Origin of the sequence: Serratia sp. PL17, from assembly GCF_017832355.1 — a bacterium.
In the GTDB taxonomy this organism is placed as follows: Bacteria; Pseudomonadota; Gammaproteobacteria; order Enterobacterales; family Enterobacteriaceae; genus Serratia.
Genome location: NZ_JAFIBY010000003.1, coordinates 71,719 through 93,776, shown reverse-complemented (window position 1 = coordinate 93,776; position 22,058 = coordinate 71,719). Strand labels below are relative to the sequence as shown.

Annotated in this window: 16 protein-coding genes; 15 read left to right on the top strand and 1 reads right to left on the bottom strand. The window is 56.7% G+C overall.

Going from position 1 to position 22,058, the window contains the following annotated elements; genetic code table 11:
- Positions 1-305: 305 nt before the first annotated feature.
- The 15 genes from JOE25_RS11965 to cobA all read left to right on the top strand — a co-directional run bounded on the left by JOE25_RS11965 (position 306) and on the right by cobA (position 21,526).
- Positions 306-1,001 carry a gamma-glutamylcyclotransferase gene (locus JOE25_RS11965; RefSeq protein ID WP_209635453.1) on the top strand — a complete coding sequence of 232 codons (696 nt, stop codon included), beginning with the start codon at positions 306-308 and terminating at the stop codon, positions 999-1,001.
- Positions 1,002-1,379: 378 nt separating this feature from the next.
- A complete protein-coding gene (cbl, locus tag JOE25_RS11960) occupies positions 1,380-2,333 on the top strand; it encodes an HTH-type transcriptional regulator Cbl (protein WP_209635451.1) in 954 nt (317 codons plus the stop codon).
- Positions 2,334-2,574: 241 nt separating this feature from the next.
- Entirely contained in the window at positions 2,575-4,143 is a 1,569-nt protein-coding gene (locus tag JOE25_RS11955; protein ID WP_209635440.1) for an ABC transporter substrate-binding protein, read from the top strand.
- Entirely contained in the window at positions 4,143-5,195 is a 1,053-nt protein-coding gene (locus tag JOE25_RS11950) for an ABC transporter permease (RefSeq protein ID WP_209635438.1), read from the top strand. Before JOE25_RS11955 ends, JOE25_RS11950 begins: the two co-directional genes overlap by 1 nt.
- The gene (locus JOE25_RS11945) at positions 5,192-6,061 is read left to right on the top strand and encodes an ABC transporter permease (RefSeq protein ID WP_209635436.1); all 870 of its coding nucleotides are present in this window, start codon (positions 5,192-5,194) and stop codon (positions 6,059-6,061) included. Before JOE25_RS11950 ends, JOE25_RS11945 begins: the two co-directional genes overlap by 4 nt.
- Positions 6,051-6,887, top strand: coding sequence for an ABC transporter ATP-binding protein (locus tag JOE25_RS11940; RefSeq protein WP_209635435.1), 837 nt, complete (start codon positions 6,051-6,053; stop codon positions 6,885-6,887). The genes JOE25_RS11945 and JOE25_RS11940 overlap by 11 nt, the downstream gene beginning before the upstream one ends.
- The gene (locus tag JOE25_RS11935) at positions 6,884-7,555 is read left to right on the top strand and encodes an ABC transporter ATP-binding protein (RefSeq protein WP_209635433.1); all 672 of its coding nucleotides are present in this window, start codon (positions 6,884-6,886) and stop codon (positions 7,553-7,555) included. The genes JOE25_RS11940 and JOE25_RS11935 overlap by 4 nt, the downstream gene beginning before the upstream one ends.
- A gap of 133 nt (positions 7,556-7,688) precedes the next feature.
- A complete protein-coding gene (locus tag JOE25_RS11930) occupies positions 7,689-9,263 on the top strand; it encodes an ABC transporter substrate-binding protein (protein WP_209635430.1) in 1,575 nt (524 codons plus the stop codon).
- A 58-nt stretch (positions 9,264-9,321) separates the two neighbouring features.
- Entirely contained in the window at positions 9,322-10,602 is a 1,281-nt protein-coding gene (locus JOE25_RS11925) for a nitrate regulatory protein (RefSeq protein WP_209635428.1), read from the top strand.
- A gap of 270 nt (positions 10,603-10,872) precedes the next feature.
- Positions 10,873-12,132 (top strand): CmpA/NrtA family ABC transporter substrate-binding protein, encoded by a 1,260-nt coding sequence (locus tag JOE25_RS11920; RefSeq protein WP_209635426.1) that lies wholly within the window; start codon positions 10,873-10,875, stop codon positions 12,130-12,132.
- Positions 12,133-12,140: 8 nt separating this feature from the next.
- Positions 12,141-13,037, top strand: a complete 897-nt coding sequence (gene ntrB, locus JOE25_RS11915; RefSeq protein ID WP_209635424.1) for a nitrate ABC transporter permease — start codon at positions 12,141-12,143, stop codon at positions 13,035-13,037.
- 10 nt (positions 13,038-13,047) lie between these two features.
- On the top strand, positions 13,048-13,836 hold the full coding sequence (locus JOE25_RS11910; RefSeq protein ID WP_209635422.1) for an ABC transporter ATP-binding protein: 789 nt from the start codon (positions 13,048-13,050) through the stop codon (positions 13,834-13,836).
- A 10-nt stretch (positions 13,837-13,846) separates the two neighbouring features.
- Positions 13,847-17,992: a nitrite reductase large subunit NirB gene (gene nirB, locus JOE25_RS11905; protein WP_209635420.1), complete on the top strand. Its 4,146-nt coding sequence runs from the start codon at positions 13,847-13,849 to the stop codon at positions 17,990-17,992.
- Positions 17,989-20,640, top strand: a complete 2,652-nt coding sequence (locus JOE25_RS11900; protein WP_209635417.1) for a nitrate reductase — start codon at positions 17,989-17,991, stop codon at positions 20,638-20,640. The genes nirB and JOE25_RS11900 overlap by 4 nt, the downstream gene beginning before the upstream one ends.
- A gap of 13 nt (positions 20,641-20,653) precedes the next feature.
- Positions 20,654-21,526 (top strand): uroporphyrinogen-III C-methyltransferase, encoded by an 873-nt coding sequence (cobA, locus tag JOE25_RS11895; protein ID WP_209635415.1) that lies wholly within the window; start codon positions 20,654-20,656, stop codon positions 21,524-21,526.
- Here cobA and JOE25_RS11890 read toward each other — a convergent pair.
- On the bottom strand, positions 21,473-22,036 hold the full coding sequence (locus JOE25_RS11890; RefSeq protein WP_209635413.1) for a YbhB/YbcL family Raf kinase inhibitor-like protein: 564 nt from the start codon (positions 22,034-22,036) through the stop codon (positions 21,473-21,475). The genes cobA and JOE25_RS11890 overlap by 54 nt on opposite strands.
- Positions 22,037-22,058: the final 22 nt, after the last annotated feature.

The following is a 22,058-nucleotide window of genomic DNA, read 5'->3' as shown; positions in this document are numbered from 1 at the left end:
TTGGCGCAGCGCTAGCCACACAAATCGGTGATTGGGTCGCTCTCGGATCTCCGGGGGTAACGAATGCAAAAAAGCGAAATCTCGACATGCTTAGATTTAGTATTTTAACTTTCGATATTATTGCTCACGAGTACAAATACTTTTTCACCTTAAACATCGTTTGAAACTTGATTGCTCACCGAGAAAAGAATAAGGTCATTATTAACGTGCGAAAGGTAATTAATTAATAAAATTCCGCACTCAATAATTAAGATTGAACAGTGGCTAGGGAGTATGAGCAATCCTATTCCCGGGAGGTTGTTAAGGTGTTAACGCGAGATTTTCTGCAAAATGCGGATTGCAAAACAGCATTCGGCACCATTGAGGAGTCGCTGTTACTGACATCAGAGCAGCGTGCGGCCTCGCTGGATTGTACGTTATCCCGTCGGCCAGATAATAGCCCCGTGTGGGTCTTCGGCTACGGTTCATTGATGTGGAATCCGGTGTTTGAATCTGAAGAGGTGCGACCGGCTACGCTGCATGGCTGGCATCGCGCTTTCTGCCTGCGGCTAACCGCCGGGCGCGGTACGCTGCATCAACCTGGGCGTATGCTGGCATTGAAAGAGGGCGGCAATACCACAGGCTTGGCGTTCCGACTGCCCGAAAGCAAACTGCGCGAAGAGTTGGAGCTGCTGTGGAAACGCGAAATGGTGACCAACTGCTATTTGCCGACCTGGTGCGATCTTCGGTTGGCCGATGGTGAAGTCGTCACCGCGTTGGTGTTTGTCATGAACTCACAGCATCCACTGTTTGAAGAAGACACCAGCCATCAGGTGATCGCCCCGTTGATCGCCAGCGCCAGCGGGCCATTAGGCACCAATGCCCAGTACCTGTTCGCACTGGATAACGAGCTGAAAAACCACGGCATGAAGGACGACTGCATTGGTGACTTGGTTAGCTATGTACAACAGTGGCTGCAACAAAATACCTCAGGCCCTATCGGCGGCGAAGCGACGGCGTGATCAACACCCTGCATTTTCGAGAGGTTCAGCATGCTGAACCTCTTTTCGTTTATCCCCTTCATATTTGGCGGTTCATCCGTCGGTCTTACCTGAGTCGTACCACTGCGATGTCAGTTGAATGATTTAGGCCATATATATCTAATACCTATAGTTAATAACTTTATTCTGTATGAATACATAATCCACAATTTAACTGTGGATATATATCTGTTTAATTTTGAAAGGATTGTTTTATTTTAGCCGAAGAAACAATGAATTCACCGCGGTGAAAAATCCACTTAGCATGAAAATGCATAACTAAAGGTTATTTCTTATTTGTCCCCCCAGGTCAGATTCCGTATCACTGTGATTAACAATATTGCTCGACAGGGGGAGTGGATGAACTTTCAACAATTAAAAATCATTCGGGAATCGGCGCGCTGCAACTATAACCTGACCGAGGTGGCCAACACGTTATTTACCTCCCAATCTGGGGTGAGCCGTCATATTCGGGAGCTGGAAGAAGAACTGGGCATTGAGATATTTATTCGTCGCGGCAAGCGTTTATTAGGCATGACAGAGCCGGGTAAAGAGCTGCTGGTCGTGGCTGAACGCATCCTGAATGACGCCAATAATATCCGCCGCTTGGCGGACGTATTCAGCAGCAACGACACTGGGCAGCTACACATTGCGACCACCCATACCCAGGCGCGCTACAGCTTACCGGGGGTGATTAAAGAGTTCCGGGCGTTGTATCCGCGGGTGCGCGTGGTACTGAATCAGGGCAGTCCTGAGGAAATCGTCGGTATGTTGGCTTCCGGTGAAGCCGATATAGGTATTGCCAGCGAGCGGTTGATGAGTGATGAATCCCTGGCGGCGTTTCCCTATTACCGCTGGCATCACACCATTCTGGTGCCGGAAGGGCATGAACTGACTCGCCAACCGCAGGTGACGCTAGAAATGCTCAGCACCTTGCCGCTGATTACTTATCGACAGGGCATTACCGGCCGCTCACGGCTGGACAGCGCGTTTAAAGCCGCCGGGTTGACGCCGGATATCGCTCTAAGTGCACAGGATTCCGACGTGATCAAAACCTATGTCGAATTGGGGCTAGGGGTTGGCGTGTTGGCAGACATGTCGTACGAGAAGGAGCGCGACCACGGGCTGGTCAGCCTTAACGCGGAACACCTGTTTGAACCCAACACCGTTTGGTTAGGTTTGAAACGCAGTCAGTTACAACGTAACTATGCATGGCGGTTTATCCAGCTATGCAACCCGACGCTGTCGCTGACGGAAATCAAAGACAAGGTATTTTCGTCACAGCTGGATACGGTGATCGACTACCAAATCTGATCCTGAAGACGATGGAAACCGGGCCAGGCGCCGTGCCCGGCGAAAGATAACGTGGATACCGCTTTCAAACCAGGCGGCGTTGATTGCGTGCTGTTAGCAGCGCGTCGCCTGCTTAATAATCAAAATCTCAGCTATAGACATAAAAAGAATATCTATAGTTGTTTAAGTACCTTCGCCTGCCGATGGCTCTCACATACACTCGCGAAATTACTATAAATTCCATCCGGTTGGAGAGATTTTGATGAAAGCGTTCGTTCCCTCTTTGGTGTTTTTGGCTGTGGCAGCCAGTTTCAGTGCCCAGGCGGCAACCCCCGCCAATACCTTGGTGATTGCCCAATCAATCGATGACGTTGTTAGCTTTGACCCGGCTCAGGGGTTTGAATTAACCACGGTGCAGTCGTTCAACAGCCTGTACCAGCGCCTGATTCAGTCAGATCCTCAAAACCCGATCGCGCTTAAGCCGACGCTGGCCAGTGAATGGCAGGCGGGCAGCGATAACCGCAGCCTGACGTTTACACTGCGCCCGGATGCGAAATTCGCGAGCGGCAACCCGTTACGCCCGGAAGACGTAATCTTCTCGCTGTCGCGCGTGGTGAAGTTGAATTTAGAGCCGTCGTTTATCCTCACTCAACTGGGTTGGAATGCGAAAAACGTCGATCAATACCTGAGCAAAGTGGATGACCAACGGGTAAAAATCAGTTGGAGTGAAAACGTCAGCCCGGCGTTTGTGCTGAGCCTGCTTTCGGCTCCGGTATCCTCAATTGTTGATGCCAAAGAAGCCTTGGCGCATCAGCAGGGTGATGATCTGGGTCACCAGTGGCTAAATAACCATTCCGCGGGCAGTGGTCCGTATAAAATCCGTACCTATGTACCGCACGAAGTGGTGGTGCTTGATGCCAATCCCACCTCGCAGGAAGGCGCACCAAACCTGAAAACCATCCTGATCAAAAACGTACCTGATCCGGCTGCCCGCCGCTTGCTGATTGAGCAGGGGGATGCGGACATTGCGCGTAACCTGGGTGCAGATCAGATGGCGGCCCTGAAAGGTAAGCCGGGTGTCAAGCCGCTGGCTATCCCATATGCGTCGCTCTATTTCTTGCAGTTCAACGCCAAGGCGTCACCGGCATTGGGTAACCCGGCCTTCTGGGAAGCGGCGCGCTGGTTGTTCGACTATAAAGGCATTGCTGACGATCTGTTGAAAGGCCAGTTCCAGACGCATCAGGCATTCCTGCCAGACGGTTACCTGGGGGCGTTAAAAGATCAGCCTTACAGTTTTAACCCGAGCAAGGCCAAAGACATTCTGGCGAAGGCCGGTCTTAAAAATGTCAGCTTTAAGCTTGAAGTCAACAATCAGCCGCCGTATCTGGATATTGCGCAGGCATTGCAGGCCAGCTTTGCGCAAGGTGGGGTAAAGGTGGATCTGGTGCCGGGCCTCAGTGCGCAAGTCTCTACCAAGGTAAAATCCCTGAACTACGATGCGACGTTGACCTCCTGGGGGCCGGACTATTTTGATCCGAACACCAATGCCGCGGCTTTCGCCTATAACCCGGAAGACGGCAGCAAGACCTTGGCCTGGCGTGCCAACTGGCAAATTCCTGCGCTAAGTAAATTGACGCTGGCGGCAACGGCGGAAAATGACACCGCCAAACGGGTGGTAGATTATCAACAGTTGCAGCAGGCCGTTCAGCAAAGCTCGCCGTTCGTGATTGGCTTGCAGGCGCGGAGCCTGATTGCGGTGCGTGACAATCTCAAAGGCTACGAGCAGGGCATTAACCCTGACATGGTGTTCTACAGCAAGGTCAGCAAGTAATGATAAGCCGTATTTCCTCCGCCGGGTTCGCCCGGCGTAGTTGGCGCTGGGGGCGCAGGCTGTTCACCGGCTTGCTGTCTTTGGCGCTAACGCTGCTTGGTCTACTGTTATTCACCTTTATGCTTTCGCATTTGGCGCCGATTGACCCTACGTTGCAGATCGCCGGCGATCACGCCAGCGAAGCTACTTATGCTCAGGTACGTCACGATCTGGGGTTGGATCAACCTTTGCCGGTGCAATTCTGGCGTTATCTGGTTCATCTGGCCCACGGGGATATGGGCATCTCGCGCATTACTTCGCAGCCGGTCTTGAGTGATTTGCTGCGCACCTTCCCGGCGACGGTGGAACTGGCGACGTGCGCCATTCTCCTCGGTGCGATCGGTGGCATTACGCTGGCGTTTCTCGCGGTGATTAAACCGGGTGGGTGGCTAGATAACGTGGCCCGTCTGCTGTCGTTGATCGGGTATTCCGTGCCCATCTTCTGGCTTAGCCTGTTGGGGCTGTTGTTGTTTTACGCCACGCTGCATTGGTCTGCAGGGCCGGGCCGGCTGGACGACATCTATCTGTACAGCATGGAACCCCGCAGCGGGTTTATCCTGATCGACAGTTGGTTATCCGGCGATCGGGAGATGTTCTATAACGCCATCAGTCATTTGTGGTTGCCGGTGGTGGCACTGGCATTACTGTCGATGGCGGGCATCACCCGCTTGCTGCGTGCGGCCATGCTGGAAGAGTGCAATAAAGAGTACGTGACCCTGGCGCGCTCCAAAGGTGCCAGCCGCACGCGCATTTTGTTGCGCCATGTGTTTCCCAACGTGCTCGGTACACTGATTACGGTATTGTCGCTGTCCTATGCCAGCCTGCTGGAAGGTGCAGTGTTGACTGAAACAGTGTTTGCCTGGCCGGGCGTTGGGCGTTATCTGACTACGGCATTGTTTGCCGCGGATACGCCAGCCATTCTTGGCGCGACCTTGTTGATCGGTACCTGTTTTGTGGTGCTTAACGCGCTGGCTGACGCGCTGACCTATTTAGTGGACCCGCGAACCCGATGAGCCAATACCTTTCTGAACATGAACCCCAGAGCGAGCCGGCTGCCGTTTACCGCTCGCGTGGCAAGTTGACCACGCTGACGTTGGGCGCCACGCTGGTGGCGATTTTGATCCTCACCGCACTGCTGGCTCCCTGGTTGGCCCCCTTTGATCCCAATCTACAGCATATAGAGATGCGGCTATTGCCGCCGTCCTCCGGTCATTGGCTGGGGACTGACGGCTTTGGCCGCGATCTGTTGTCACGGGTCATTTATGGCGCGCGGCCAACATTAATTCTGGTGTCATTGATCCTGCTGCTGACCATTCCGATTGGTTTGTTGGTGGGCATTAGCGCCGGTTACCTCGGCGGCTGGGTGGAGCGCATTCTAATGCGTGTCACCGATATTTTTCTGTCATTGCCAAGCCTGGTGATCGCGTTGGCGTTTGTCGCGGTGCTAGGCCCCGGGTTGATGAATGGCGCTCTGGCACTGGCATTGACCAGTTGGCCGTCGTTTGCCCGGCAGGCACGGGCGGAAACGCTCGCGCTGCGCCGCAGTGATTATCTGGCGGCCGCGCGTATGCAGGGCATTGGCGGTTTGCGGCTGATGGCTGGCCATATATTGCCGCTGTGCCTGCCAAGTGCGGTGGTGCGTGCTGCATTGAGCCTGGGCGGGATTATCTTGTCTGCCGCTGGTTTAGGTTTTCTCGGTATGGGTGTGGCACCGCCCACTGCGGAATGGGGATCGATGGTCGCCGAAGGCAGTAAAGTGATTTTTGATCAGTGGTGGGTGGCCGCCGCACCGGGCGGAGCAATCCTGTTTGCCAGCCTGGCCTTTAACCTGTTGGGCGATGGCCTGCGCGATAAAATGGATCCTCGTCATGGGCATTGATAACAACTTATTGACCGTTGAACGGCTGACGGTGGCATTGCCAGGGGCACAGCCGTTGGTAAAAGGGATTTCTTTCAGCATGGGCCAGGAACGGATGGCGCTGGTGGGCGAATCCGGCTCGGGCAAATCGTTGACTGCACGCGCCTTGATGGGGCTGCTGCCGCCACCGTTACAGTTGCAGGCGCAGCGTTTGACGCTAGGGGGAGACGATCTGACGCGGCTGAATGAACGTCAGTGGAACCGCCTGCGTGGTAACAAAGTGGCAATGGTGATGCAGGATCCCAAACATGCGCTGAACCCGACCCAACAAATTGGCCGTCAGGTGGAAGAGCCACTGTTACTGCATACCCGCCTTGGGCGTGCCGAACGGCGGGAGAAGGTGCTGGATATGTTGGCTGCGGTGGGGTTGCCCGATCCGGTTGCGCTACGTCAACGCTACCCACACCAGTTGTCCGGGGGCATGGGGCAACGCGTGATGTTGGCGATTGCGCTGATTAACGATCCGCAATTACTGATTGCCGATGAGCCAACGTCAGCGCTGGATCACCAGATGCGCGATCAGGTACTGCAACTGATCGAAAATCTGGTTGAGCAACGTAATATGGGCCTGATTTTGATCAGTCATGATTTACAGCAGGTGGCGCATTACTGCGAACGGGTGCTGGTGATGTACAAGGGTGAACTGCTGGATCAGTTACCTGCCGATCGCCTGGCCACGGCCACTCATCCCTATACCCGCACGCTGTGGTCATGTCGACCAAGCCGGGAAACGCACGGCAAACAGCTGCCTGTGCTGGATCGTACACTGCTGGAGTCACTGAAATGAGCCTGATTACCCTGGACAATCTCAGTGTCAGCCACCGGCAGGGCTATGAATTGCGCACGGTGGTGCATGATGTCAGCCTGCATATTGAGCAGGGTGAGTGTTTCGGCCTCGTTGGCCCTTCCGGCTGCGGTAAGTCGTCGCTGCTGTGGGTGCTGGCCGGGTTAAATGAACACTGGAGCGGGGAGTTCCACCTGTTGGGCCGTGATCTACAGCCGGGGCGGCCTTTTACCGGCACGCTGCGGCGTGAGGTACAAATGGTCTTTCAGGATCCCTACGCGTCGCTGCACCCCAAACACCGCTTGCTGCGCACATTGGCGGAGCCGCTGAAATTGCTGAAAGAGAGTGATATCGAGCAGAAAATCAGCGCCGGTTTTCGTCAGGTAGGCTTAGATCCCCGTTTGTTGGATCGCTATCCCCATCAGCTTTCCGGCGGGCAGCGTCAACGGGTGGCGATAGTGCGCGCGCTGTTGCTAAAACCCAAGCTGTTGTTACTCGATGAGCCTACCTCTGCACTGGATATGTCAGTGCAGGCGGAGATCCTCAATTTGCTCAACGAACTGAAACAGGCGGGGGATTTAACGATGATCCTGGTCAGTCACGATGCCGATGTTATCGATCACATGTGCGATCGCTCGGTGGCGATGGCGCAGGGCCGGATCCTTGCTTGAGCCTATGCCCGCCAACGCGGCGGGCATATCCATCTTGGTAATAAATAAAGCAATTTATAGTCGTTCTTCTGCTAAGCCGCTGCCCCTACACTCGAAAAATAGCGCATCCGCGTGATTTTGGAGAGTGCATCTCATGAAACGGTTCATCCCGACCTTATTATTCAGTGCCCTGGTAACCAGTTATGGTGCGCAAGCGGTCACCCCAAAAGACACGCTGGTGGTGGTCAGTTCGCTGGAAGGCATCATCAGCCTGGATCCGGCAGAGAGCTTTGAAACCGTCAGTTCGGCCAACCTGGTCAATTTGTACCAGCGGTTACTTACGCCGGACCGAACCACACCGGAAAAACTGGCCCCGGAGCTGGCCAGTGGGTGGGTGGCGGGGGCGGACGGCCACAGCCTGATTTTTACCCTGAAGGCTAACCAACGCTTTGCTTCCGGTAACCCGGTGCGGCCCGAAGACGTGATTTTCTCGCTGGTGCGTGCGGTAAAGCTGAACAAGGCACCGTCGTTTATTCTCGGTGAGTTAGGCTGGACGCCGGATAATGTTGCGAGCCAATTGACGAAGCTGAGTGACAGCCAGTTGCGCGTGAGCTGGTCGGCCAACATCGGCAGCGGACTGGCGTTGCGGTTATTGACTGCACCGGTAGCGTCCATCGTCGATGAAAAGCTGTTGAATGAGCACAGCCAACAGGGAGACTTCGGCAACCTTTGGTTGCGCTCGAATTCCGCAGGGGCCGGCCCCTATCGTGTCAGCAACTATGTCCCGCATGAGGCACTGCTGTTCAGTCGCAACGACTACGCTCAACCGCAGGCAAAACTGAAAACGGTGCTGCTGAAGAATGTTAGCGATGCCGGGACTCGACGGTTATTGTTACTCAAGGGGGACGCAGACGTGGCCTATGACCTGGGGGCCGATCAGTTCAATTCGCTGCGTAAAGAACCGGGTATCCGCATAGAACAGCAGGACTCGGCCAAGGTCTATTACCTCGGTTTCAACACCGGCAGCAAACAGGTACCGGCGTTGAGTAACCCTGCCCTGTGGCAGGCGGCGCGCTGGCTGGTGGACTACCAGGCGATTGCTGACACCCTGTTGAAGGGGCAATACCGCGTCCATCAGGCATTTCTACCGCTGGGGCTGGACGGTGCCATCGACAATCAACCGTTCAAACTCGACGTGGACAAGGCCAAACGGATTTTGCATGACGCCGGGATCGCCGAAGGGACGCGCATTGATCTGATCGTCATCAACCAACCGCCGTATATCGATATAGCCCAAGCGTTGCAGGCCAGCTTTGCCAAGGCGGGTTTGCAATTGGCTATCCATCCGGTGGTGGAGAGTGACCTGTGGGGCAAAATGCGCAGCCGTGATTTCCAGGCCATTTTCACCTATTGGGGCGCCGATTATTTGGATCCAAACACCAACGCCAGCGCCTTCGCCTACAACGTGCCGGATGGGCCGAAAACCCTGGCCTGGCGTACCCAGTGGAATATCCCGGCGTTGAGTGCAGAAACTCGTGCGGCAGCGGCGGAAGGCGATGGCGCACAACGCGCTGCACGTTATGCCACACTTCAGCGCGAAGTGCAGGCCAGTTCCCCTTACGTCGTGGCGCTACAGGGGCAAACCCTGGTGGCTCTGCGCGATAACGTCAAAGACGCCAACGTGGATATCGCCAACAGCATGCTGTACCTGGATCGCGTGAGTAAGTAGTTCCCCACGGCACGGCTTTTGCAGGATGAGGTGTATTTACCGACTCGGGGATCCTGTCATGAGCCGTAATCACGCTTTCCCTTCTCGCGCCGGCGATTTTTTGCTGGCTTCAAAACGTTGTGAAATTACCCTGTTGCAGCAGCTGTTGCAGATGGGGAAGTTGGTTGGTCGGGTCAGCCAACTGATCCATGTGCTCCAGCGGGAACGCGGTACCGTCAATATTTACCTCTGTTCGCAAGGAGCGCTGTTCAGTGAGCGGCTAGCCGGACGCGCTCAGGACGTGGAGCAGGCCGAGCTTGAAGTGCAACGACAGTTGGCGCAGTTGGACGACAATAGCGCTCCGCTGGTCAGCGCCAGCCGTCTGTTCAGCCGTATTGCCTGCGCGTTGCATAATCTTACGGCTTTGCCTGAACTTCGCCGTCAAGTACAGCAGCGGCAGATGTTGCAACCTGTGGCAATGAACACGTTCAATGACATCATTCACAGTTTGTTGGCGCTGGTATTCGAAGCGGCGGACGCCTGCGTGGATCCCAGAACGGCACGCGCTTTGATCGCTATGTTCAGCTTTATGCAGGGCAAGGAGTTGGCGGGGCAAGAGCGGGCGATCGGCTCGGCCGGTTTCGCCGCTATGCGTTTTGATAATACGGCACACCAACAACTTTTGATGCTTATTGAGGGACAGGAGCGCTGTTTTCATACCTTCAGTGAGTTTGCCGATCAATCCTCGTTAGACCAATGGCAACGTATGCAACAGCAGGATGACCGCGAATTTGAGCGCCTGCGTCGTATCGCGTGCACCCAATTGCAACTGAGCGATCGCGCTGATAGCAGCCTGCGTTGGTTCGAGATTACCAGTGCGCGTATCGATCTGATGAAGCACATTGAGGACCGGTTGGAAGAGGCACTGATGGCCAGTTGTCGCCATAGTCTGGCGCAGGCCCAGCGCGCGCTAGCGACGGATTGCGTGGGTGATGTTCCGCCGCAGGCGAAAGAAAGCTACGCAGTGTTCGTGGCCGCGCCCTTGGGGGATGCGTCGCCGCTGGTGGGGGACGGCATCAATCCACGTCTGGGACGCTCGATGCTGGAGCTGATCCAACAGCAGTCACAACGGTTACAGGTCTTGTCGGAGGAACTGGCAACGGCGCGGGCAACACTGCATGAGCGCAAAGAAATTGAGCGTGCCAAAGGGCTGCTGATGCAGCATCGGGGGCTGACGGAGGCACAGGCCCACCGGTTACTGCTCAACATGGCGATGAACCAAAATCGGCGGCTGATTGATATCGCCAACGCCATGCTGGCGGTAGCGGATATTTTGCCACCGGCAGGAGATACTCCCTAAGGAGTATATGCACACAGTCAGTGCAGTTACTGCCTTGCGACTGTGCAGAAAAAACCACAATGCAAGGCGCGGTGGCGCGTTGCGCCGGAAAATCCACGGGTTACGGAGTTGGCACGCAAGCTGCATTAAATAAAACGTAACCCGGCCAATGGCGGTCGGGTTACCAATAATATTTTGGATAAAGGCGTCCTTTCAGCATGTTCACCCCAACGGTGGAATGTGCTGATGGGACGCCTTTTTTATTTTATCGCCTGATTGAAGGACTTGCTGATGACGCACACAAAACCCCCGGGGCTTAGCTTGACGCGCCGCCGTTTTCTGGCCGGTAGCGCGGCGCTGGGCGGCAGCATGATGTTGCCCGGTCTGATGAATGCTGCCTGGGCCGCAGGCTCTGACGCACCGGAGAAAAAAGAGATCCGCGTGGGCTTTATTCCTCTCACCGACTGCGCGTCTGTGGTGATGGCTGCGGTGAAACAGTTTGATCAGAAGTACGGCATCAAAATCATCCCAAGCAAGGAAGCCAGTTGGGCAGCGGTGCGCGATAAATTGCTGTCCGGCGAGCTGGATGCGGCGCACGTGTTGTACGGCATGGTTTATGGCCTGCAGCTGGGTGCCGCAGGGCCGCAGCATGATATGGCCGTGTTGATGACACTCAACAATAACGGTCAGGCGATTACGCTTTCCAATCAGTTGAAACAAGCCGGTGTCACCGATGCGGCGACGTTGAAAAAGGCTGTCGATGCCAGCGCCAAAGGGACTTATACCTTTGCCCAAACCTTCCCAACCGGTACCCACGCCATGTGGCTGTATTACTGGCTGGCGAACGCCGGTATCCATCCGTTTGATGACGTACGTAACGTCGTGGTGCCGCCGCCGCAGATGGTGATGAACATGAAGATCGGCAACATGAGCGGCTTCTGCGTAGGTGAGCCGTGGAACCAACGTGCGATTGCCGAGAACATCGGATTTACCGCGATCACCAGTCAGGATATTTGGCCCGATCATCCGGAAAAGGTGCTGGGTACGACAGGTAACTGGGTGGCGACTCACCCCAACAGTGCGCGTGCGCTGACCGCTGCGGTATTGGATGCCGCACGCTGGATCGACAGTTCAGATGCCACTCGCCAGGAAACGGCGAACACCGTGGCAGGGCGCGCCTATATCAATACCAAACCGGAAATCATTACCGGTCGCATGCTCGGTCAGTATCAAAACGGCCTGGGCAAGTCTTGGCAAGACGCCCACGCGATGCGCTTTTTCCACGATGGGGAGGTGAGCTATCCCTATTTGTCCGACGGTATGTGGTTCCTGACACAGCATCGGCGTTGGGGCCTGCTGAATACCGAACCTGATTATCTGGGCGTTGCCCAGAAAATAAACCGTATCGAGATCTACAAACAGGCAGCCAGCGCGGTGGGTGGGGTGAGTTTGCCCGCCAGCGATATGCGCACCAGCACGTTGTTTGACGGCAAACGATGGGACGGCAGCAATCCGGCGGAATACGCCAACGGTTTCACTTTAAAGCGCTGAGGTAACCAATGAAGAATCTGGCTGAACGGAGAGATATTCCTGTGTCATCAGGTGTGGAAGTCAGTGCGCAAATTGTGCCATTGAAGCGACCGAGCCCTCCGTCGTCGCCGCGTGCTCCTCGTTGGCGTTTATACCTTCAGCGGTGTTTTCGTCGCGGGATACCTGCGCTTTTGGGGGTGATATTGACCTTGGTGGTGTGGCAAATAGCGGCGCTTAACAGCAAGGGGTTTCCTACGCCTTGGGCCACCTGGCAGGCGGCTCTGGTGCTGTTTGCCGATCCATTTTATTCCGCCGGTCCGAACGACCAGGGTATTGGCTGGAACGTGTTGGCTTCGTTGCAGCGTGTGGCGACGGGCTTTGGGCTGGCGGCGCTGGTGGGGATCCCTGCCGGCTTTCTGCTGGGGCGCTTTGCGTTTCTGGCCAACATGCTTAACCCGATCATTTCGCTGTTGCGCCCGGTGAGCCCATTGGCCTGGCTGCCGATTGGTCTGCTGCTGTTCCAACGTGCGGAACCGGCGTCAACATGGACCATTTTCATCTGTTCGATCTGGCCGATGATCCTCAATACCGCGGAAGGCGTCACGCGTATTCCGCAGGATTATCTCAACGTGGCGCGGGTGCTCAAGCTGTCGGAGTGGACGGTGATGCGCAAAATCCTTTTCCCGGCGGTGCTGCCTTACGTATTGACCGGCGTGCGCCTGTCGATAGGTATTGCCTGGCTGGTGATCGTGGCGGCAGAAATGCTGACCGGCGGCGTCGGCATCGGTTTTTGGATCTGGAATGAGTGGAACAACCTCAACGTCGAAAACATCATTATCGCCATCATTGTGATCGGCGTGGTCGGGTTGCTGCTAGAGCAGGGGCTGATGTTGTTGGCAAAACGTTTTAGCTATCAGAGTCGTTAAGGAGCACGCCATGAAACCCATTATTCAGGTCCAAAACGTCAGCCAGCGCTTTGCTACGCCACAAGGGGAATTTATCGCACTGGATAGGGTGAGTTTTGATATTCAGGCCGGAGAGACAGTCAGCCTGATCGGCCATTCCGGCTGTGGTAAATCAACCCTGCTGAACTTGATTGCCGGGCTTACGTTGCCCAGTGACGGCGTGATGTTGTGCGATAACCAGCATATTACCGGGCCTGGCCCGGACCGGGGCGTCGTGTTTCAAAACCATTCGCTGCTGCCGTGGCTGACCACCTATGAGAACGTGGCGTTGGCGGTGCATCAGGTGTTTCGCCAAGAGATGAGTCGTAGCGAAATGCGTGACTGGATAGAACACAACCTGGCGTTGGTGCACATGAGTCACGCGCTACACAAACGGCCACACGAAATTTCTGGCGGTATGAAACAACGCGTCGGCATTGCTCGCGCGCTGGCGATGAAACCCAAGGTGCTTTTGATGGACGAACCCTTTGGTGCGCTGGATGCGCTGACCCGCGCACATTTGCAAGATGCGGTGATGGAAATCCAGCAGCGTTTGCATACCACCCTGGTGCTGATTACTCATGATGTGGACGAGGCGGTGCTGCTGTCGGATCGGGTATTGATGATGACCAATGGCCCCTCGGCCACCGTCGGCGAAATTCTGCACGTGGCACTGCCACGCCCACGCTCAAGGGTTGAGCTAGCGGACTCCCCGGACTATCACCATTACCGTCAGCAGGTGCTGAAGTTCCTTTATGAGAAGCACGCGAAAGCGGCATGAGAGCCAGAAGATGGACAAATCCAAACTGGTGGTGATTGGCAACGGCATGGCCGGTATGCGGTTGGTGGAAACCCTGTGCCAGCGAGTACCTGAGCGTTATGCCATCTCGGTAATTGGTGATGAGCCACGCGGCAATTACAACCGTATTTTGCTGTCACCCGTGCTGGCAGGAGACAAGACGTTTGCCGATACCCTGCTGCATGACGATGACTGGTATCGGCAACACCGTGTGCAACTGCTGTCTGGAGAGCCTGCGTTGAGGGTCGATCGGCAGCAAAAGTGCGTAATCACGGCCCGGCATCAACTGCCTTATGACCTGCTGGTGTTCGCTACCGGTTCGCGCCCGTTACGGCCCTCGGTAGAGGGGGGGACATTAAAGGGCATTTATGGCTTTCGCACGCTGGATGACGTTGAGGCAATGCTGAGTCACTGCGGCACAGGCAGACCAGCGTTGGTGGTAGGGGGCGGGGTTTTGGGTATTGAAGCGGCGGCGGCGCTGGCGCAGCGCGGCATGGGGGTCACCGTGGTGCACCGTGGCGAGCACTTGATGGAGCGGCAGTTAGACGCACACGCAGGACGGATGCTGCAACATACCTTGCGGCAACGGGGTATCGAATGCCGGTTGCGGTGTGAGGTTAACCAATTTCATGGCAGCGATCGGGTGAGCCGCGCCACGTTGAGCAATGGGGAACAACTGGACTGTGAACTGGTGGTCATTGCCATGGGTGTACGACCTGAGATCAGCCTTGCACAGGCTGCTGGACTGGCTTGCGATCGCGGCATTGCGATCAACGATCGGATGCAAACTGACGATCCCACCGTGTTCGCCATCGGTGAATGTGCCCAGTTTGGCAGCACAACCTTCGGCCTGGTGGCGCCTTGCTGGCAGCAGGCCGGGCTGTTGGCACAACAACTGAGTGGTGAATCTGTGGCGGGTTATCGACCGACCCCACTGCATACCCGTCTGAAGGTGAGCGGGATTGAAGTATTCAGCGCTGGGGAAATGACGGCAGACGCGCAGACTGAGACTTATCACGCTGAAGATCCACAGGTGCAGCATTACCGTCGGTTGCTGGTACGTGACGGCAGATTACAGGGCGTGGTGCTGTATGGCGACGCTCAGGACAGCGCCTTTTATCTGCAACAGCTTAGCCAACCGGTTCAACAACCGGATGCCCTGTTGTTTGGCCATAGTGAACCTGAGGCGCCAATGGCGTCTGAAGAGAGGATTTCTGATATGCACAAACCCGTTCTGTTGGTTGCCGGACACGGCATGGTTGGGCATCACTTCCTGGAACAACTGGTTATTCGCGAGTTGCACCAGCAGTACCACATTGTGGTGTTTGGCGAAGAACCGGTCGCGGCATATGACCGGGTACATTTGTCCGAGTTTTTTTCCGGCCGCAGTGCAGACTCGCTGTCAATGGTGGCGGCTGGCTTCTTCGAGCAGAACGGTATAGAGCTGCGCTTGGGACAGGCAGTTTGCGCTATCGATCGCCAACGTAAATGCGTGATTGATGCCGAAGGACGTGAAACGGCCTATGACCAACTGGTACTGGCAACCGGTTCTTACCCCTTTGTTCCGCCCATTCCAGGCAACGACCGTCCGGGTTGCCTGGTTTACCGCACACTTGAGGATCTGGACGCCATTGCGGACTGCGCCAGCACTGCCCGCGTGGGGGTGGTGGTCGGCGGCGGCCTGCTCGGGTTGGAGGCCGCCAACGCGCTGCGCCAGCTTGGCTTGAACACCCACGTGGTCGAGTTTGCCCCGCGCCTGATGGGGGTACAGCTCGATGACGGTGGTGCAGCCATGCTGCGCAAAAAAATTGAAGCGTTGGGCGTCAGCGTGCATACCGGTAAACAAACGCAGGCGATTATTGACGGTTCGTTACACCGTCACTGCATGGTTTTTGCTGATGATGAACGCTTAGAGGCTGATTTAATTCTTTTTTCCGCCGGAATTCGTCCCCGTGACCAACTTGCTCGTGCTGCGGCGCTGGAGGTGGGCGCACGCGGTGGCATCGTGATCGATAGCCAGTGTCGAACCAGTGATGAGGCGATCTACGCCATCGGCGAATGTGCGTTGTGGAACGGGCAAATTTTCGGACTGGTGGCACCGGGTTATCAGATGGCGCGTACGCTGGCGGATTGCTTGGCGGGGCACGATAGCGTGTTCTGCGGCGCGGACATGAGCACCAAACTGAAACTGTTGGGTGTCGAGGTTGCCTCGATCGGCGATGCCCACGGGCATACGCCGGGCAGCCAAAGTTACAATTGGGTCGATGGCCCGGCGCAGGTGTATAAAAAAATGGTCATCGATGCCGACGGTAAACGGTTACTGGGCGCGGTATTGGTAGGTGACAGCAGCGAATACAGCACACTACAGCAAATGATGCTCAATGATATGCCGTTGCCTGCCGCACCGGAAAGCCTGATTTTACCCACCTCGTCCGGGGTGATGCCGAAAGCACTGGGGGTATCGGCGCTGCCGGCAACGGCGCAGATTTGCTCCTGCCATAACGTCAGCAAGGCCAACATCAGCGACGCAGTGGCCCAAGGGTGTGGCGATTTGGCCGCGGTGAAAGCCTGCACCAAAGCGGGGACCGGCTGTGGCGGTTGCGCTGCACTGGTTAAACACGTGATGGAACATGAACTGCAGCAGCGTGGCGTGGTGGTAAAAAAAGACGTTTGCGAGCATTTCGCTTACTCACGCCAGGAGCTGTATCACCTGGTTCGCGTTGGCCATATCCGCACCTTTGATGAGCTCTTGGCCCGGCATGGTCATGGTCACGGCTGCGAAGTATGTAAACCACTGGTGGGATCTATTCTGGCGTCGTGTTGGAATGAGTATCTGCTCAAACCTCCGCATCTGCCCCTGCAAGATACCAACGACCGCTTCTTTGCCAATATCCAAAAAGACGGGACTTACTCGGTGGTGCCTCGGGTACCGGCCGGTGAAATAACCCCGGCAGGGCTGATCGCCATCGGTCAAATCGCTTTGCGCTATCAACTCTACACCAAGATTACCGGCGGCCAGCGGGTTGACATGTTTGGCGCACGATTGGAGCAATTACCGGAGATTTGGCAGCAATTGATCGACGCCGGGTTTGAGACCGGGCATGCCTACGGCAAGTCACTGCGCACGGTAAAATCTTGCGTTGGCTCCAGTTGGTGCCGCTATGGCGTGCAGGACTCTACCGCGCTGGCTATCGAACTGGAGCACCGTTACAAGGGGTTGCGATCGCCGCACAAAATCAAGATGGCGGTTTCCGGCTGCACCCGAGAGTGTGCGGAGGCGCAGAGCAAAGACGTTGGGGTCATAGCAACCGATAAAGGCTGGAACCTGTACCTGTGCGGCAACGGCGGCATGAAACCACGCCATGCAGATTTGTTTGCCAGCGATCTTGATACCGCCACGCTGATCCGTACGGTCGACCGTTTCCTGATGTTCTACATTCGTACTGCCGATCGCCTGCAGCGCACCAGCACCTGGATGGACAATCTGGAGGGGGGGCTGGACTACCTGCGTGAAGTGGTTTTGCAGGACAGCCTGGGGATCGGTAGCGAATTGGATGCCGAAATGGAAACTGTGGTCAGCCATTACCAATGTGAATGGCAAACCACGCTCGCCAGTCCGGATCGTCTGAAGCTGTTCCGTCCGTTTGTTAACAGCGAGCAGCCCGATGAGGCAATCGTCTGGCAGCCGGAGCGCGGGCAACGCCGTCCGGCTACGGGGGAGGAGCGTGGCCAGGTGATCGAGGTGCAACCGGCGCCGAACACAAAAGAACAATGGCTGGATATCTGCGCACTGGTGGATATTCCGGACAATACGGGAATTGCGGCCCGTCTGGGGCAGCGGCAAATCGCCCTGTTTAATTTACCGGGCAGCGGTGTTTATGCGTTGGCTAACCAAGAGCCTGACAGTGACGCCAATGTGCTGGCACGTGGGTTGCTCGGCGACGTGGGGGGCGAGCCCGTCGTGATTTCCCCGCTGTACAAACAACGTTTCCGCCTGAGCGACGGCATCTGCGTGGATAATGCCGAACGCAGGGTCACCGCCTGGCCAGTAAAGGTGGAGGCAGACCGAGTGTGGGTGTGTAGCACGCCATTGGGGGTACGGAGTGCGTTGCCCGAAACGCTGGACGTAACATCATGACCGCCGTGCATTGCACCACCTGTCCTTACTGCGGGGTTGGCTGTGGGGTGACTATAGCGCAGCAGAACAACGGTGCGTTGACGATTGGCGGTGATACTGCGCACCCGGCCAATCAGGGGAGGCTCTGTGTTAAAGGCAGTGCGCTGGGTGAAACGCTGGATCTGGCGGGCCGCCTGCTTCAACCGCAGGTCGATGGCCAATCTGCCACCTGGGAGCGGGCGCTTGGGCAAGTGGCACAGCGTTTTAACCATATTATTGAACAACATGGGCCGCAGGCCGTGGCGTTTTATGCCTCAGGCCAACTGCTGACCGAAGACTATTATGTGGCGAACAAACTGATGAAGGGATTCATTGGTGCGGCCAATATCGATACCAACTCCCGGTTGTGTATGGCATCTGCCGTGGTTGGCTACAAGCGAGCATTTGGTGGCGATGCCGTGCCCTGTTGTTATGAAGATATCGAACAGGCGGATTTGGTGATATTGACCGGCTCTAACACTGCGTGGGCGCACCCGGTGGTCTATCAGCGTCTGGTGAAAGCGCGGCAGCAACGCCCGCAGATGCGGGTGGTGGTGATTGACCCACGAGAGACGGCAACCTGTGATATTGCCGACGTACATTTGCCGCTGCAGCCCGGCACTGACGCCGCGTTATTTACGGGCGCACTGCGTTGGTTGGTTGAACAGGACGGCCTGGATAGCGCCTTTTTGCAACAGCATGCCAGTGGCACAGAGGCGACATTGGCAGCGGCAGCAGAGTGGACGCCGCAGCGCGTCGCAGAGTTTTGCGGATTGCCGCTGCGGACAGTACTGACGTTTTTCCAATTGCTGACCACGTCCTACAACTGGGTGACGCTTTATTCGATGGGCATTAACCAGTCTGCAAGTGGTGCGGATAAATGCAATGCGATTATCAACCTGCACCTGGCGGGGGGACGCATTGGTCGGGCGGGCAGCGGACCGTTTTCGATAACCGGTCAACCCAATGCCATGGGCGGACGCGAAGTGGGTGGGTTAGCCAATCAACTGGCAGCGCATATGGGGTTCAGCGCCGAAGAGACCGACCGGGTACAACGTTTTTGGCAATCACCCCGCATCGCCCGCCAGCCGGGGCTGAATGCGGTGGCGTTGTTTCAGGCGATAGCGGCCGGGCAGGTGAAAGCGGTGTGGATCATGGGCACCAACCCGGCGGTCTCTCTGCCCGATGCCGATGCCGTGCGGCAGGCGCTGAAGCAATGCCCGCTGGTGGTGGTATCCGACGTAATGGCAATGACCGATACCGCCGAGTTGGCGCATATTCGCTTGCCGACGCTGGCCTGGGGGGAAAAAGAGGGCAGCGTGACTAACTCTGAACGCTGCATTTCACGCCAGCGTGCTTTTCTGTCGCCACCGGGACAAGCCCGGGCTGACTGGTGGATCCTCAGCCAGGTTGCGCAACGTATGGGTTATGGTGAGGCATTTGGTTACCAGCATCCGTCAGAGATTTTCAGCGAACATGCAGCACTGTCCGCATTTGAAAATAACGGAACGCGCGCGTTTGACATCGGCCTGTTGGCGGGATGGGATAAGCAGCAATGGTTAGGCATGACGCCGGTGCAGTGGCCGGTGAATGAACAACATCCTGCCGGTTGCCTGCGCTTGTTTGGTGATAAGCGATTTTTCCATGCTGACGGCAAGGCGCGATTACTGCCGGTGACGCCGCGCCTGCCGCAAAATGCGGTATCGCAGCGCTATCCACTGGTACTGAATACGGGGCGTATCCGCGATCAATGGCACACCATGACACGCACCGGTAAAGCGGCGCGGCTGATGCGCCATTTGAGCGAACCTTTCTGTGAAATACATCCACAGGACGCCGCCGAGTTGGGGATTGCTGACAGCAGCGTGGTACGGCTCAGCTCTCCGCATGGCTGGATGCTGGCACGAGCGCAGTGCAGCCCAGGGCAACGTCGCGGCAGCGTGTTCGTTCCTATGCACTGGAACGGCCAATTTACCGGACAGGGGCGGGTTGACAGCCTGATCCCACCCGTGGTGGATGCCGATTCCGGGCAGCCAGAAAGCAAACATGCGCCGGTGCGAGTAAGCCCGTGGCCAGTGAGTTGGCAGGCGGAGATTTTTTTGCGTGCTGAGGTAGCCGCGCCCAAGGGCATTTACTGGAGCCGGGTCGCGCAGGACGGCTTGACGCACTACATCATGGCTGGGCAGCAACCGGTTGAAGATTGGCAAGCCTGGTTACAGCAGCATTTCACGTTGGCGGGCCTGACATTGCAAACGGCACAGCTGGCACAGCGGGGTCTGCATCTGATTGGCTGGCGGCAAGGCGAGGTGCAATTGGCGTTTTATGCCCGCCAGCATGCACCCGCGCTCGATCGACCGGCGATCCTTACTGCGTTTAAACAGGCACCCGCCAGCGGACCGCAACGGCTGGCGCTGCTGGCAGGGCGTGGAGCCGCCGATCAACCTGCGGCGGGTGCGACGGTTTGTAGCTGCTTTGGCGTAGGGGAAAATCGCATCATTGCGGCGATCCAGTCAGGGTGTCATAGCGCGAAGGCGTTGGGAGCCAGCCTGCAATGCGGCACCCATTGCGGTTCTTGTCTGCCAGAACTGAAAAAACTGATTCAACAGCATGCGTCCCAACGGGTAGCTTAGCGGAGGTGTCGATATGAACGTGATTGATAAACTGCTGTGTGCCGGGGACAGGCAACAGCCGGTACGTGGCGGTGAGGTATGGCTGGTGGGGGCCGGACCAGGGGATGCCGAGCTGCTGACCTTGAAAGCGCTGCGGGTGATCCGCCAGGCGGATGTGGTGGTGTTCGATCGCCTGGTTTCCCCGGCGGTAATGGCATTGCTGCCGCTGGAGACGTTGCGAATCGACGTGGGTAAATCCATGGGGTGCCACACCCTGTCGCAAGTGGAGATCGAACACCTGCTGGTGGAACTGGCGCAGGCGGGTAATCGGGTGGTGCGGTTGAAAGGAGGGGACCCCTTTATTTTTGGCCGTGGCGGGGAAGAAATGGTGCAATTACAGCGCCATGGCGTGCCGTGTCATGTGGTACCGGGTATTACCGCTGCCAGCGGATGTGCGGCGGCGAGCGGTATTCCGCTGACCCATCGCGACTACGCGCAATCGGTGCGTTTTGTCACTGGACATTGCCGCAGCGGTGAAGTGGATCTGGATTGGCAAAGCCTGGTTACCGCAGGCCAGACGCTGGTGTTTTATATGGGGCTGACCCTGAGTGAAACCATTGCGGCACAGCTGATACGCCATGGCATGGCGGGACAGACCCCCTTGGCTATCATTGAGCGCGGTACGCAACCGCAACAGCGAGTATTAATCGGTACTTTGTCCTCACTACCGGCGTTGATCGTCAATCAGCGGCCTATGTCACCCAGCCTGCTGGTGATTGGTGAGGTGGTCAGTCTGCACCGCCCTGTGACGGTCAACGCTGTGCGGCCCCAAAAGGCGCGGGCCTTTAGCCCTCTATTGGCCGAAGCGGCCGATAATGCCCGCACCGCCCTTGGCGTGGCCCTGTAATTTTTCCAGTAGCTGTTCACGGGTTAATCCTGGGCCAAGCGCATGCGGGGGAAGATCGGTGGCGATCAGCACAAACGTGTAGTGATGCAGCCCAGAGCCAGCGGGCGGGCATGGGCCATGATAAACCGCGGTACCCGGTGAGTTTTTGCCACCGACAAAGCCTTTTCCTTGGGTGAGATCGCCTTCAGCGAATCCGTTGGTGGTGGCAGGGATGCCATAGGCGACTAAATGGCTGACGCCCAGACCGGCTTTGCCTTCTGGATCGGACAGCAACAAGGCGAAGCTTTTGGTGCCTACGGGTGGGTTGGCCCAGCTTAGCGGTGGAGAAACGTTATCGCCGGTACAGCTGGCGTTGCCAGGGGTGGCGCCGGCATATTTCTGCGCCAGCATACCGTTATCCTGAAACGCCGGTGAGCTGAGGGTAAAGGTGCTGGCGGCTTGCGCCGCAAAGGGTAACGAACCCGTAAATATCACGCTGAGCGCGAGTGCGGATAAACCACGACCGATCATACAGCCTCCTGTGTTTGCTTAA